Genomic DNA, 14,248 nt, shown 5'->3' with positions numbered 1-14,248 from the left:
AGCTGACATTGGCGTACACCAGACTCAACCGATGGGTGCAACACATTGGCTGAACCTGTCCGCAAGTATTTAGTAGTTTAGCGTCTTTTGGGGACGCTCATTCAGTGTCCAGCGCCGAGGGTGCGTGAATAATTGGCTTCTTATATTTCCTCAAACTCTATGCTGTAATAGTCCATGTTTCTGGTGGCTTTCCAGATATCCAAATATCCGGTAGAACAGGCGTGCTTTCCTTGAATGTCAGCTTTGGTAAAGTTCGAATTTAAGCCTATCAAGCAATTATTTATTGAGCTAGATGATAATTTCATCAGATATATAGTCTTGGGATTTTTGCTTAACTTGGCCAACTCCATTGCTACAGCCGTTCGCTCAGCGCCGTCGGCAACCTCAAATAGATTAACAATGCATGAGCGTGAATCGGTGTTTAAAATTGAATAGCTTGAGTTTTTGATCCTGTTTTGTATGTGCAAATTGCCAATAGAGCTGATGTTTGGAACTATCACTCGATCAGCTTGCTCCAGCCTAAGAATCACGCGATGCTCTTGTTCATAAATCCACTCATCACTCTTTTGTAAAAAAACCTCATATAGAACCCTATCGGCACCCTCTGCTGAGATATTTGAATAGTCATAATCAAACTTGTCGTTTCGGTATCTCAAGCCTTTTCTATAAAAAACAGGCACAGGAGCGCCATCGAATTTCGACCATTCCTCGCCCCAGGCAGAATTTATCAAGGAGTCTGCCCTAAATAGACTCTCAAAAATTGACCCCATTTCATGGTGGTATGCTACACCAGCAACAATCCCTTTGTGTTCATTGGCATAATGTGCCCACATTAGTAAATTTTCTTTACTTTCAGTGAAACTTATCACGCCGATGTGGTGCATCCGTAAATCAACATACTGCGAAAATTTCAACTCTCCAAATTCTGGATCCCAAGAGGTCGGTTCATCGAAGTGACTGGCCAGTTCATCTAAACTTTTACGGCAGAACGCCGCCTCAAATGGATCATTCAATACGCTTGGTTGCGAGAGACGAATAAATCCTTTCTCGAAAAAGTCCCGAGGTTCGCTCATGTATTTAAAGAGCTGCTTCAATGGCGCTTCCTCTTAGCGTTTAAAAATATAAGTATAATTAAGCGGCACATGTGAGTTAATATTTTACACCATTTGTGTCGCATATCATCCGTGGCTCACCTGTAACCCAAGTCGTGATTTAGCCGATGGTTCAAAGGCGACATTGGCTGAGGGAAAAAAGCGACAACAGTAGACTGGAGGTCACGAAGTCGTTGGCAACGTGTCTATAGCCTGTGCTGGTGTCAAGTCGATGTCTGCGAGAGACCGCTTCTGGTCGTCTGCTGCCTGTTACCACGGGCAGCTTTCGGCGAATTTCTGCCTATTCTCTACGGAGGGGATGATCGACAACGTTTGAATTCAGGAGGTTTACCATTACGTATGCGGCTCTGAATTACTTGCAGTCCGACAAAGTGCTGACATCTAAAAAATCCCGAGTTCGATTCCACCGAACGCCATAACTAGCTGATTTATTTATAGTTACTTGTTGGGGTACGCCGAATTTTCCAACGAACTCCAGATGTCCGAAAAACCTAGCCCCGCCGAAACATACCGTTCGTCTGGTGCCGCACCATACAAAACAAAGCCCTCACAGAAATGTGAGGGCTTTGTTGTTTCTGGGTTGATACAACCCAGTCGCTCGCCTGTAAATCCTTCCCCAAACCGACAAACCGCTATTGGTGGCCGACTACCAGCCGAAGCATAACGTCCGCATACCATGTACACAGCGCATACAGAACACGTGTGGAACAACGTTATGGCAGCCTCTCCCGTTCTGTCTTTCGGAGTAAAGCCCGAACTTGTCAGCGAGTTGGATCAACTGGCGCGGGCGACCGACCGAGATCGTCAATACCCCCTGCAGCGGGCTTTGAGCCGCTACGTGACCGCTGAGTGCTGGCATTTAAAGCCGTGCAGGAGGGCATTGCAGATACTGATGCCGGCAACGCCACTGATTGGGAATTGAGGGAGGCAGCCGTCTTCCACATCTCAACAGCCTGGAAATGCTGGAGCATTTCCCCCATGCAGGGAAAGCGTCTCCAGTGCCCGATTGCCGGGAGCTGGTTATCACCGCGTATCCGTATCGAGCGACCTCTAGTTTGCAAGGTGACCGCGAAGCGCACCACAGCACCAAGCCCCGTAACTCGGGGCTTGGTGCTATTTGGCGTTTGAATGAATATCGGCAACTGCAAGAAAATAAGGCGCACTATGCGATCCATAAACCCGACCGATCGTATGGCCGTGGTATGAAGTCAGGTATCCAAGTCGGATTCATGCTCCACTTGAGTTCTTACCCCAAATAACCGGTCGGCTATCTGCCGGCCTCGCTCCAGCCCTTCAGCCGTCAACCAAATCGATTTGTTCTTGTTCACCGGATTACTGATGAAACCATGTTCATGCAATCGGTTCATGGTCTCGAAGTCGAACCCTTTCCAAGCATTGCCGTTATCAAAACTGAAGGTTGCCAACAGGGCAAGCACGGCTTCTTCAATCAGTTTATCGTCGTATTCCATGATCGTTGCTCCGCTCGTGTTCTTTGAACTCACCGTAAACCCCACCAGCCATCAAGATGAATAGCGCGCTTAACTATGCGTCATCGGCGAGCAGTTCCAGGACAGTAAAGCTTCGTAATCCTCAACCGAAGAAGTCGTCAAGTGCGTGGCGCAGCCACGCATAGGGCTCTTGGCCGTTGGCTTTAGCCGTCTCGACCAAACTGTAAAGTTGAGCGCTGCCCGTCGCGCCTTTGAGCGTGTCGCTGAACAGCCAATTCTTGCGCCCGATCACGAAGGGCCGGATCGCACGCTCGGCGGCGTTGTTGTCGATCGGCAAGTAACCGGCTTCGGTGTAGCGCACCCACTTGCTCCCGTTGTTGCTCAGATATGGACGTAGAATTCCACCCCATCAAACAGGTGTAAACACTGTACAACCATGCGCCCGATCAATACGATGAGAAGCATTATCATTCACGCAGTGCGAGCCTCACATGCAGGATGCCAGCCCAACATCGTCCGTCGAACAGTTGTACGAGAATCATCACGGCTGGCTGCAGGGCTGGCTGAACCGGCGGTTGGGGCACAGTGCCGATGCCGAGGATCTGGCCCACGACACGTTCATCCGTGTGCTGCGCGCCCCTCAGCAGGTGCGCGAGTTGCGCCAGCCCATGGCGTTTCTCGCGGCGATTGCCAATGGACTGCTGGTCAATCGCTGGCGCCGCCAGGAGATCGAGCGGGCTTATCTTGAAGCGTTGGCTGCTCGGCCCGAAGGGGGGGAATCGTCACCCGAGGACCGGTATCTGGTGATCGAAACCTTGTTGCAACTCGACTCGCTGTTGATTGGGCTCTCTGAGCGCATACGGCAGATTTTCTTCATGTCTCAGCTCGACGGCCTGACGTATCCGCAGATCGCTGCGCAGTTGGGTTTGACTGTGGCTCAAGTGCAACGGGCCATGGGCAAGGCATTCAGTGTGTGCTATGCGAGCCGTTTCGAATGAGGGCCGAGATTAATCCGCAGGTGCGCGATATCGCCATTGATTGGCTTGTCAGGACGCAGTCCGGGCTTATGAGTGCGCCTGATCTGGAAGCATTGCGGTGTTGGCGCGAGGCGAGCGATGAGCATGAGCAGGCCTGGCAGCGTGTCGCCAGCTTGCCGCTGTTGCAGCAGCCCGGAGCGAATCTTTTGCGCGATGCCACCGCGCGCAGGGCACTGGCGTCGGCTGGGCCGGACATGCAGAAACGTCGGCAGTTACTCAAGCGCCTGTTGGTCCTTGGTGCGGTTGGCACAGTTGCCTGGCAAGGCGCGGGTTCCACGCCAGTGCGCGCCGCGCTGGCGAGCCACCGCACAGGAACAGGCGAGCGTCACCAGTGGGCCCTGGTTGATGGCAGCTCGCTATGGCTGAACACGGCCAGTGCGGTGAACCTGGATTTTAATGACCAGGTGCGGCGCATACAGATGATAGAGGGCGAGCTGGCCTTGAATGTGCGAGCAGAATCGCGCCCGCTGCAGTTGATCACGCCGGACGCGATCCTGCAGAGCCGCGATGCGCAGTTGCAAGTGCGCCATGACCGGCAGGGCACGCAGGTCACCGTCATGGGCGGCCAGGTGCAGGTGCACTCACGCGGCCAGCCAACGTCCTCTTCACTTGAGGCCGGATGGCAGGCACGGGTGGATCGCCTGGGTATCGGCGTACCGAGCCGCCCCGACCTGCTGGTCGCCCAAGCCTGGCTGCGCGGGATTCTGCCGGCGGATCGCCTGCGCCTGGATGCCTTGGTGGCGGAACTCTCACGTTATCGCCCCGGTGTTTTACGTTGTCATGAGCAGGTCTCAGGGTTACGCCTCACAGGCAGTTTTTCGCTGGATGACACCGATGCAGCCTTGACCCTGGTAGCGCGCACGCTACCGGTGCGAATCGAGCGCATGACGCGGTATTGGGTCTCGATCGTGCCCGCCTGAAATATTTTTTCCGCTGCACGATAGTTTTTTCGTACTCGCTTGGCCTATAGGGATCACCCACCCGCCAGAGGTGGGTCTTGACCCCTTAGGAGCCTCGTATGACTTCACCTTCCCGCGCCCTGCGTGCCCGTACGCTTGGACTGTTGTTGCTCAGCGTGCAACCGCTTTGCAGCCTTCCAGTCTTTGCCGCGGGTAGTTCGCAGCATTACAGCATCGACGCTGGCCCCCTGGATTCTGCGCTGTCACGTTTCGGCGCACAGGCGGGGATTACCATGGCGGGCAGCTCAACGCTGACGGCCGGCAAGAAAACCCAGGGGCTGCAAGGCGATTTCAGTACTGAGGCCGGCCTGGCGCAGCTCTTGCTCGGCTCTGGGCTGACCTATGAGCGCCAGGACGACGGTAGCCTGCTGCTGGTACCGAGCAACGGCGACGTGCTGGAGCTAGCGCCGACCGCCATCAGTGGCACCGCCTACGACACCTCGTTAGGCCGCAACGATGGCCTGGTCGCCAGCCGGACCATGAGTGCCAACAAGACCGATACGTCGATCATGGAAACGCCGCAATCGATCAGCGTGGTCACCCGTAAGCAAATCGATGCCCAGCAGCCACAAAGCATCGGGCAGGTGCTGCGCTACACCGCCGGGGTCAATGGTGAAGCCAACGGTGTCGATACCCGGCGCGACACGATTAGTATTCGTGGCTTTGACGCGACGACTGGCGGTGGTATCTATCGCGATGGCCTGCGCCAGTACAGCTTTGCCAACCAGAGCCGTGCCGTGGGTGAAGTCTATGGGCTGGAGCGCGTGGAAGTGCTGCGCGGGCCATCGTCGGTGCTCTACGGTCAAAGCTCACCGGGCGGCATGGTCAACGTGATCAGCAAGCGTCCCACCGATGAGCCGCTGCATGAACTGGTGGCGCAGGCAGGCAGTTTTGATCGCAAGCAATTGGCTGCGGACTTCGGCGGGCCGCTTAGCGAGGACGGCGTCTTGACTTATCGCCTCACCGGGCTGTGGCGAGACAGCGGTACGCAAATCGACTACGCCCGTGATGACCGTAAATTCATCGCCCCGGCAATCAGTTGGCGCCCCTCGGACGACACCTCGCTGACGGTGCTGGCGTCCTTTCAAAAAGACCGCAATGTGCTGGGCTACTACGCGTTGCCCCGGGTAGGCACACTCGACAGCTCGCGTTACGGACGGATCGCTACGGATCGTTTTGTCGGCGACCCTGACTTCGACAAATATGATGTAGAACAGTGGTCACTGGGGTATCAGTTTGAACATCACCTCAATGATATCTGGACATTCCGCCAGAACGCCCGTTACAGCCGTTCCTACCAGGAACAGCGCACGATTTACCAATACGGCCTGGATGACGACCAGCGCACCGTGGGCCGCTTCGGTTATCTGGGCCACGAAAAGGTGAAGAATGCGCTGCTCGATAACCACTTCCAGGCCCAGTGGAACGCCGGCCGTTTCGAACATACAACGCTGGTCGGCATCGACTTGCAACACGCCAGTACCAACCAGTTGGGGGGTGGCAACGTGGTTGATCCCCTGGATGTGTATGCGCCGGTCTATCACCAGGATTACAGCGACCTGGACGCTTCTTACGACATCAACCAGCGTCGTCAGCTTGACCAGGCGGGGGTGTATCTCTCGGAACAGCTCAAATTCGACGAACATTGGGTCTTCAACCTGGGCGGTCGCCAAGACTGGGCACGCTCGAAAACGGTCCATTACGCCACCGATACGGCGGCAGACCTCAAGCAGCGCGATCACGCCTTCACGTGGCGGACCGGTGTGATGTACCTGGCAGACAACGGCCTGGCGCCCTACGCGAGCTATTCGGAGTCGTTTTTCCCTAACATCACGGCAGTGGCGCGTGACGGCAGTGCCTTCGAACCCGAAACCGGTCGCCAGTACGAAGTCGGGATCAAATTCCAACCCAAGGGCAGTGACAGCTACGTGACCGTCTCGCTGTTCGACCTGACGCGGCAAAATGTACTGACTGCCGATCCTGCCAACAATCGTTTCTCGGTGGCGACCGGAGAAATCCAGTCGCGCGGTATCGAACTGGAAATCAAGGCGCAGGTGTCCGATGCGCTGGAGTTGATGGCCAACTACAGCTATTCACACCTTGAAATTACCCGCAGCAATACGGCCGATGAGAAAGGCAATCAACCTGGCAATACCCCTGAACAACTGGCCTCGCTCTGGTCGCAATACACCATTCAGGGCGGCGCGCTATCGGGCTTGGCGATAGGGGGAGGAGTACGCTATGTCGGCAAGAGCTATATCGACTCGCAAAACAGCGAAGGCATTCCCCACTACACGCTATTTGACGCCAGCCTGAGCTACGACCTGGGCAAGCTGTCTTCATCCTATGCAGGGGCGAAGCTGGCGCTCAATGCGTCCAACCTGACCGACGAAACCTATGTGTCCCAGTGTGGTTACACCGGCGACAGCTGCAAATACGGGTATCGCCGAAATGTGACCGGGTCGGTGAGTTACAACTGGTAAGCACCCCCTTGGCGACCGGATCGGCACGTAGCGCAATTGCCAGACAAAACCGCTTTAGTACTCGATATTTCAACAGCGTCGTCCGATAGAGGGCGTTGACAGCGGACTGCTTTCGGCAGCCTGCTGCCTGCTGCCACGGCAGCTTTTGGCGGATTCCTGCCTATTCTCTACGGAAGGGATGATCGACAACGTTCGAATTCAGGAGGTTTACCATTCGTTAATGGCATCAACGCCCGGTCGCTACCTTTAAGGAATAACTGAAAAATCAATCGATCTATTTTCCCGATTGCTCCTCACCGCTCACCACGCTAACCTCCCCCCGTCGCTGCCAATTCAGCGATCGGGCCTGAGAACCCGGCAAGATGCAGGCGCACCAAGCGCCCCCAACACCCGATTTTGAAGGCGTTTTTTTTTTCGCCTGAAAATTCGTGCAATGGCGGCTGTGCGTGGGAGACCTTCGGGTCTGCCGGGTTCCTGTATCTCCGGTTTCTCAGCCTGCGCACAGCTGCCACCCATTCGCCTGAGAACGAACGTGGTAGCTCTCACTCGATAGGGGAGTTTTACCAATGAACGCTCCAAATCCCTCTGCGTTAACCACCCTCGGCGTCACCCCGTTCTCCTTTCACTCCGACCAACCTCTGTTCCGCGTCAACAGCGGTGTTTCCCTGCATGAAGCCTTGCATCACGTTTCCGACTTGCCCCACGTTGCCAAGCTCCTCGCCGAAGATGCAGCGATGACGAAGGAGACGGACCGTCATGCCTGGGCGTCGCATTACTTGCAGGAGATGAGCAAGGCGGTGATTGATGATGGGGTGAAGGTGTTGGAGTCGCCTGGGAATACCGGGCTGTAAGTAGGGCTGTGAAGCGGCCCCAAAACCAGGCGCTTAGTTTTAACAGAAAAATCTCAGTGTCTTTATTGGGGCTGCTGCGCAGCCCGGCGCGGGGCAAGCCCGCTCACCACAGAGTGGTGTGCCCGCATTTGAGAGTGGTGTAGATACCCAGGGGCGTTTTTTTCGGTATAAACCTGAACACCCCTGCGTCGTGAACGGACTCCCATGAACGCCCTCAAACTGATCTGCCTCCTCATCGTTTTCCCACTGTTGCTGGCCGCCCTCGGCGGCTGGGAGCGTCAGCGTGCTGACGAAACCACCACGGCGCTGGTCGATTACCACGTCACTGTGACTATCGCTAAACAGCAACTCCAAGCGCTCGCAGCGAAGGAGCCGGCGGCGACGGTCGATCTGGTCGATGAAAAAATCAGCGTGCAAATGGCCCTCTCGCGCCTGGCAAAAATCGAAGCCGAACTGCCCATCGCCCACCGCGTGAACGGTGCGATGCGGGTCCTGACGCCGTGGGTGATGGGCTTGGGGCTGTTGGCGGCGTTGATTGGTACGGCTGCGTTGGCAGGTACGTACTGGGCCGGGCGGCGGGCACGGCAATCACGGGAGAGGTTAGTGCAGGCGTTCTCCCTGGGCAGCCGCCTGCTGCCTTATGTGCTGGTGGGCCATGTGGTGGCGGTGGCGGCGGCCGTCGCGTTGGCGTTGAGTTTCGAAGGCTTGGGGATGTGGCATATCGGCCGGCTGGGCAGCGGCGAAGTCAAGCTGATGGCGGTGCTGGGGGTGATCGCGGCGTTTTGTGTGTATTCGATCTGGCAGTTGCTCAGACAGCTGCGCCCTATGCTGGGGATGTTCAAGCCCGAGCCGCTGGAGATGTTCGGCCAGGTGGTGACGCCCGCGCTGGCTCCAGGGTTGTGGCGCCATGTGGACGAGCTGGCGGGTAGGCTCGGTGCGCTGCCACCGGACCACATCGTGGTGAGCCTGGCCCAGGGCTTTTACGTGACCTCCAGCGCGGCCACTGTGCAACCGGCGAATACTTTGCTGCAGGGGCGCACCTTGCATGTGCCGTTGCTGTATCTGGGCCTGCTGAGCCGTGAAGAAATCAGCGCGGTGATCGGCCATGAGCTGGCGCACTTTGTGGGGCAGGACACGGAATACAGCCTGCGCTTTTTGCCGATCTACGATGGGGTCAATCGCAGCCTGGAGGCGCTGCTGCAAACCCTGCTGGGCAGCGATTTGATCCAAGGCTGGCTGATGCGCCCGTCGTTGCTGTTCGGGGTGTTTTTCATGCAGCGTTTCGATCACGCGGTTAACCACTGGAGCCGTGAGCGCGAATTGCTGGCGGACGCTGCCGGCGCGCAGTTGGTGGGCCCTGAGGCGGCGGCTTCGGCGTTGTTGCGGATGTCGGTGTTGCAGCCGCACGTTGAGGATGCACTGTTGGCGTTGTGTGAGGCAGGTACGGCTACAGACCTGCCCGACGCCGTGTTCACGAGCTTGCGTGAGTGTAAATTGCAACCATCAGCCGAAGCCCTGGAGATTCATCAACCCCATCCCACCGACTCCCACCCCTCCAATGGCGAACGCCTGCAGGCGCTGCACGTGCCACTGGACGATACCCTGCGCGGCGCCATCCGCGAGGTGGATAGCGACATGGCGAATGCGCAGATGGATGCCTATTTCAGCGCCCCCCAGGCATTGCGCGAGCAGCTGTCTCGCGACGTGATGGACATGGCCGTGTCGGAGAACAGCGCGCACACCCAACTGCTGGAAACCTTGGCCGCTTCGGCCGAGGGTGAGCGCCGCCTGCATGAAGGCGGCCAGTGGCGCGGGGTGCTGATGGCGGTGTCGGGCCTGCCCTTTGTGCTGGCGGCCCTGTTTATCCTGAGTCGAGTCTGGCTCGCCCCGGAGCGTTTGAAAGGCACGCCGCTGTCGGCAGTCGGCGCGGGCGCGTGCCTGGGTCTTATCGGGCTGGGCCTGCTCTGGCTGGGCATCCGTCGATTCAAGCGCGCGCCGCAGACCGCGTTGCGCCTGACACCGGAGCATTTTGTGTTCAATAACCTGGCGCAACCGCTGCCCATCGAACATATCGAGGAGATCACGTTGCAGTTTGTCCAGGGCATCTGGGTAACCGTCCAACTGACGCCCGAGGCGCCGTTACCCGTAACGCGCAAAACCGCGTTCGGTGTACCCGGCGTGCGGGTCAACAAGAAGAAACGCCAGGTACTGCTGCTGATGGCACAGCTGTGTATCGACAATAAAAAGATCGAACCCTATGAGGGGTTGTCCTTGATGCTCGACTACAGGAATGCGGCGTTGGCGCGCAAAATTTTGCAGAGCCACGAGGACTGATGCACCCCCATAAAAAAACCCCGAACCAGTCGGGGTTTTTTATCGCCTGGAATCAGGCGCGACGTGTGATCACTTAGAAAACGTTGATCGGGTAGTCGGCGAACAGACGGATTTCGTTACCGCCTACGTTGTACTTGTCGGCATTGCTGGAAACGCGCAACCAGGACGCACGAGCACGCAGGCTCAGGTCTTTGGCCGGGCCGCTCTGCACGACGTATTTGAACTGGTTGAAGATCTCGCGCTCGGTGCCATTGCCACGGTTGGAACCGTCGTCAATGTTGGTACCGCGCACGTAGGCCACGTTGTAGGTCAGGCCAGGCACGCCGAAGGTGCTGAAGTCCAGGCCGTAGCCGGCCTGCCAGGAGCGCTCGTCCTTGCCGTTGAAGTCGGACCAGTAGGAGTTGGCCAGCAGGATGGTGTTGCCGCCGTCGCCGATGCCGCCAGCGTTGCGGTAGCCGCCGTACAGGTAGCCGGTGTCGCCCGTGCTGCGCTGGTGAGCGACGGTGAAGCTGTGCGGGCCGACAGCCCATGTGGCGCCCAGGCTCCAGATCTTGTTGTCGCGAGCGTCTTCGCTGCCTTGGTTTTCCAGGGCGAAGCTCTTGTCCAGCTTGGTCTTGTAGCCATTGAAGTCAAAGGTCAGCGACTGTTTCTCTGGCAGGGCCAGCACGTAGTTGACGTTGACGTATTGCTTCTTCAGCACGTCTTGCATGTCGGAGGCGTACAGCGCGGCCGACAGGTTTTCGGTGAATTTGTAGCTGCCACCGACGTAGTCGATGCTTTTCAGACGGCCGCTGTCGGTACCTTCGGCGCTCTTGCGAGCTTCCTTGGTGAAGTGACCGGCGTCGAGTTGCAGGCCGGCGATCTCTTTGGAGACGATCGACGTACCCGTGAACGTTTCGGACAGCAGACGGGAGTTGTCGTAGGCCAGGACCGGAACGTTAGGGAACTGATCACCGTACTTGAGCACCGTGTTGGAGACGCGGAACTTGACCGCTGCGCCGCCTTTGGCCAGGTCGTGTGGTGCCGAGCCAGGGTTTGCCGAGCCATCTGGGTTAGTGGTGCCATTACCCTGCTTGAAGAAGTCGATCCCCCCCGCGCCGGCGCGACCTTGGCCACCGTCCAGACGGATAGCATATTGGCCGATCACGTCCACACCCACACCGACAGTGCCTTGGGTGAAGCCGGACTCGAACTTGCCGATGAAGCCTTGGCCCCATTCGGCTTTGTCTTGCTTGCCGTTTTTGTAGTCGCGGCTGATGTAGGCGTTACGGGCCGCGATGTTCAGGTGGCTGTCTTCAACAAAACCCTTGGATTGCTCCTGGTCGTTTGCCATTGCTGTCGATGCGCTCAAAATCCCCAGAGCGATCAGACTCATCCGTTGCTTCAACATTTTTTGTATTCCTTATTACGGGTTGAGTACGCGCGATGACACCAGGCTCCATGTCGCTTTTCTGGTGTCGACTTTTCCGAAAAAAGAAGGCCCGCGGACGACTGAACATGCCGCGGGCCTTTTCTTATTGGATGAGTCATGGCTGTTAGCCACAGGCGTTGGGCGCAATCCTAGTCGCGCGTTGAACTATGTGTCAATTTCGTGAATCGTCTGTATTTAGGCGAAATAATTCTAAGCAAAGGCCTACTGCCTTTCTGAAAACGACCAGATTCTGTCTTTAACGACCCATGAAACACATCTCGTAACATATTTCAAAGCCGATACGTTTGGTAATGGATAACGCACGCAAATGCAAAGCATTACCATTAGCGTGCTTTTTCCTGCCAAACCCTTTGGATGCATTCCACCATGCCTGCCCTTCGCCTGACGCCCATGACCCTTGGGCTTTCTGTTCTGCTGTCTGCCGGTTTTGCCTGTGCGGCCACCACCTTGCCCGAAACCTCGATCAGCGCCGAAGCTGACGAAGACGACCCGCGCGTCAAGGAAACCAGCACCGCGACCCGCACCGCCACACCGGTACGGTATGTGCCCCAGGCCATCGACTCGGTGAAGACCGAAAGCCTGCGCGCCTACGGCACCAACGACCTGGGCCGGGCCTTGAGCGGCATCCCCAACGTCAGCAGCGGCGCCGACACGCGCTTCGACAGTCTGCGCATCCGTGGTTTCGACGCGAGCAACGACTTCTACCTCGATGGCATTCGCGACGACAGCCAGTACGTGCGCGACCTGCACAACATCGAGCGCATCGAAGTGCTCAAAGGCCCGGCAGCCGTGCTTTACGGGCGAGGCGGCCAGGGCGGGATCGTCAACCGCGTGAGCAAACTGCCAACGGCCGGGCGCAAGTCGAGCATCGAGGCCCAGGGCGGCAGCAACGATTTGCGCAGTGTGTATGCCGACCTGAGCACCGACCCCACCGACAACATCAGCCTGCGTCTGAACATGGGCAACCAGGACAACAACAGCTTCCGCGACGGCGTCAGCGGCAATCGCCAACTGTTCGCGCCGTCCATGAGCTGGCAGCTCACCCCGGATCTCAATTGGCTGGTGCAATACGAATACAGCCGCTACAACCGCACGCCGGATCGCGGCATCCCCGGCGTCAACGGCCGCCCCGCCGACGTCAGTCGCAGCACCACCTACGGCGACAGCCGCGATTACATCGACGACAAGACCCAGTCCCTGCGCTCCAAGCTGGCCTACGAACTCAACGACAACTGGCAACTGCGCCAGACCCTCGGCGTGTTCAAGCTCGACAGCGATTTCGACAACACTTACCAGACCGGCTATAGCGCCGCGACCAATCGGGTGACGCGCCAACGCTGGCAGCAAGACCTGACCACCCTCAACGTCTTCAACAACGTCGAGCTGGAAGGAGGCTTCAGCACCTTCGGCCTGGAACACCGCCTGCTCACCGGCGTGGAGCTGGGCAGCCAGCGCCGCGATCCAAAGCTGTACACCGCCACTGCTGTGAACCGCGGTGGCCAGGCCGTGCCAGCCCTGGACCTCAACCAGCCCAACCGTCGCCTGAGCCACACCGGGCGCATGAGCGTATCGAGTAACAACCACACCGAAGTCGAAAGCCGCGCCCTGTATGTGCAAGACCAACTGCGCCTGAACGACCAGTGGCAAGTGCTGGCCGGCCTGCGTTACGACCGTTTCGAAGTGGACACCAAAAACAAACTGCTCAATACCCAACAAGACGTCAAAAGCCACAGCACCAGCCCGCGCTTTGGCCTGGTGTGGACGCCCCTGGAACACCACTCGTTCTATGCCTCGTGGAGCAAGACCTTCTCACCGGCCGGTGGCGGCCTGATCGGCATCACCCCGAACGCCGCCGGCAGCGTCAACGACCTGAGCCCCGAGCTGACCAAGCAAAAAGAGATCGGCGTAAAAAGCGACTGGCTCGACGATCGCCTGAGCACCACCCTGGCGGTGTACGAACTGGAACTCTACAACCGCCGCACCAGCGACCCGCTGGACCGCACCATTACCCTGCTCAGCGGCCTGCAGCGCTCGCGCGGCGTGGAGCTGACAGCCACCGGCAAGATCGTCGGCAACTGGTCTGTACGCGGTGGTGTCGGCCTGCAGGATGCCAAGGTCGAGAAGGACAACAACGGCTTTGAAGGCAAGCGCGTCAGCGACGTGGCCAAGCGCAATGCAAGCCTGTTTGTCACCTGGAAACCGGAGATGGGCTGGTACGCGGAAACCGGTTTGACCCTGGTCGGCGACCGCTACGCCGACAGCCTCAACACCGTGGTGCTGCCGGGTTATGGCAGTTGGGATGCGTTGGTCGGGTTCCGGCAGAAAGAATGGGATGTGCGCGCGGCGCTGAACAACATCGCCGACAAGACCTACTACGAATCGGCGACCAGTGTGGCGCAGATTCAGCCGGGCGATCCGCGTAACCTGGTGGTGACAGGCACCTACAGCTTCTAACCCGATAAACCCGTAGAGGTCGTCTCAAGCAACACCACACAAACCCCGTAGCAGCTGCCGAGCGCAAGCGAGGCTGCGTAGGGCGCGCAGCCGATTCAATCTCGAGTCGCGGCCGACGCAGCCTCGCTTGTGCTCGGC

9 protein-coding genes and 2 pseudogenes are annotated in these 14,248 nt (G+C 57.9%); 7 read left to right on the top strand and 4 right to left on the bottom strand.

Features of this window, described 5'->3' with window-relative positions:
* Window positions 1-140: 140 nt before the first annotated feature.
* Window positions 141-1,094 (bottom strand): DUF2971 domain-containing protein, encoded by a 954-nt coding sequence (locus BLW22_RS31635; RefSeq protein WP_074848415.1) that lies wholly within the window; start codon window positions 1,092-1,094, stop codon window positions 141-143.
* 733 nt (window positions 1,095-1,827) lie between these two features.
* Between BLW22_RS31635 and BLW22_RS35535 the strand changes: the two are divergent.
* Window positions 1,828-2,042: pseudogene (locus BLW22_RS35535) on the top strand (CopG family ribbon-helix-helix protein); the annotation flags it as partial.
* Between the two features lie 278 nt (window positions 2,043-2,320).
* Here BLW22_RS35535 and BLW22_RS31625 read toward each other — a convergent pair.
* Both BLW22_RS31625 and BLW22_RS31620 read right to left on the bottom strand, forming a co-directional pair.
* The gene (locus tag BLW22_RS31625) at window positions 2,321-2,581 is read right to left on the bottom strand and encodes a DUF6429 family protein (protein WP_065925781.1); all 261 of its coding nucleotides are present in this window, start codon (window positions 2,579-2,581) and stop codon (window positions 2,321-2,323) included.
* Between the two features lie 69 nt (window positions 2,582-2,650).
* A pseudogene (locus tag BLW22_RS31620) lies at window positions 2,651-2,948 on the bottom strand (IS66 family transposase); the annotation flags it as partial.
* A 103-nt stretch (window positions 2,949-3,051) separates the two neighbouring features.
* On the opposite strand from BLW22_RS31620, the gene BLW22_RS31615 reads away from it, so the two are divergent.
* The 5 genes from BLW22_RS31615 to BLW22_RS31595 all read left to right on the top strand — a co-directional run bounded on the left by BLW22_RS31615 (window position 3,052) and on the right by BLW22_RS31595 (window position 10,224).
* Window positions 3,052-3,558 carry a sigma-70 family RNA polymerase sigma factor gene (locus tag BLW22_RS31615; protein ID WP_065941133.1) on the top strand — a complete coding sequence of 169 codons (507 nt, stop codon included), beginning with the start codon at window positions 3,052-3,054 and terminating at the stop codon, window positions 3,556-3,558.
* The gene (locus BLW22_RS31610; RefSeq protein WP_065925784.1) at window positions 3,555-4,517 is read left to right on the top strand and encodes a FecR domain-containing protein; all 963 of its coding nucleotides are present in this window, start codon (window positions 3,555-3,557) and stop codon (window positions 4,515-4,517) included. Before BLW22_RS31615 ends, BLW22_RS31610 begins: the two co-directional genes overlap by 4 nt.
* Before the next feature lie 98 nt (window positions 4,518-4,615).
* Complete coding sequence (locus tag BLW22_RS31605) at window positions 4,616-7,039, top strand: TonB-dependent siderophore receptor (protein WP_074848412.1); 2,424 nt, start codon at window positions 4,616-4,618, stop codon at window positions 7,037-7,039.
* A gap of 566 nt (window positions 7,040-7,605) precedes the next feature.
* A complete protein-coding gene (locus BLW22_RS31600) occupies window positions 7,606-7,890 on the top strand; it encodes a DUF3077 domain-containing protein (RefSeq protein WP_074848410.1) in 285 nt (94 codons plus the stop codon).
* A gap of 204 nt (window positions 7,891-8,094) precedes the next feature.
* The gene (locus tag BLW22_RS31595) at window positions 8,095-10,224 is read left to right on the top strand and encodes a M48 family metallopeptidase (protein ID WP_074848408.1); all 2,130 of its coding nucleotides are present in this window, start codon (window positions 8,095-8,097) and stop codon (window positions 10,222-10,224) included.
* Window positions 10,225-10,297: 73 nt separating this feature from the next.
* Here the strand turns inward: BLW22_RS31595 and BLW22_RS31590 are convergent, their stop codons facing one another.
* Complete coding sequence (locus BLW22_RS31590; protein ID WP_027605121.1) at window positions 10,298-11,614, bottom strand: OprD family porin; 1,317 nt, start codon at window positions 11,612-11,614, stop codon at window positions 10,298-10,300.
* Window positions 11,615-12,022: 408 nt separating this feature from the next.
* Between BLW22_RS31590 and BLW22_RS31585 the strand changes: the two genes are divergently transcribed.
* Window positions 12,023-14,110, top strand: a complete 2,088-nt coding sequence (locus BLW22_RS31585; RefSeq protein ID WP_074848405.1) for a TonB-dependent receptor — start codon at window positions 12,023-12,025, stop codon at window positions 14,108-14,110.
* Window positions 14,111-14,248 lie beyond the last annotated feature (138 nt).

The sequence above is a fragment of the Pseudomonas marginalis genome, assembly GCF_900105325.1.
GTDB lineage: Bacteria > Pseudomonadota > Gammaproteobacteria > Pseudomonadales > Pseudomonadaceae > Aquipseudomonas > Aquipseudomonas marginalis.
The sequence above is the reverse complement of the archived record's forward strand: the minus strand, read 5'-3'. Positions and strand labels throughout refer to the sequence as shown.

Bases quoted from the DNA above. Each gene is read 5' to 3' on its own strand.
- BLW22_RS31625 (WP_065925781.1), bottom strand. From the start codon at position 2,581: ATGGAATACGACGATAAACTGATTGAAGAAGCCGTGCTTGCCCTGTTG.
- BLW22_RS31595 (WP_074848408.1), top strand. From the start codon at position 8,095: ATGAACGCCCTCAAACTGATCTGCCTCCTCATCGTTTTCCCACTGTTG.
- BLW22_RS31590 (WP_027605121.1), bottom strand. From the start codon at position 11,614: ATGTTGAAGCAACGGATGAGTCTGATCGCTCTGGGGATTTTGAGCGCA.
- BLW22_RS31610 (WP_065925784.1), top strand. From the start codon at position 3,555: ATGAGGGCCGAGATTAATCCGCAGGTGCGCGATATCGCCATTGATTGG.
- BLW22_RS31585 (WP_074848405.1), top strand. From the start codon at position 12,023: ATGCCTGCCCTTCGCCTGACGCCCATGACCCTTGGGCTTTCTGTTCTG.
- BLW22_RS31600 (WP_074848410.1), top strand. From the start codon at position 7,606: ATGAACGCTCCAAATCCCTCTGCGTTAACCACCCTCGGCGTCACCCCG.
- BLW22_RS31615 (WP_065941133.1), top strand. From the start codon at position 3,052: ATGCAGGATGCCAGCCCAACATCGTCCGTCGAACAGTTGTACGAGAAT.
- BLW22_RS31605 (WP_074848412.1), top strand. From the start codon at position 4,616: ATGACTTCACCTTCCCGCGCCCTGCGTGCCCGTACGCTTGGACTGTTG.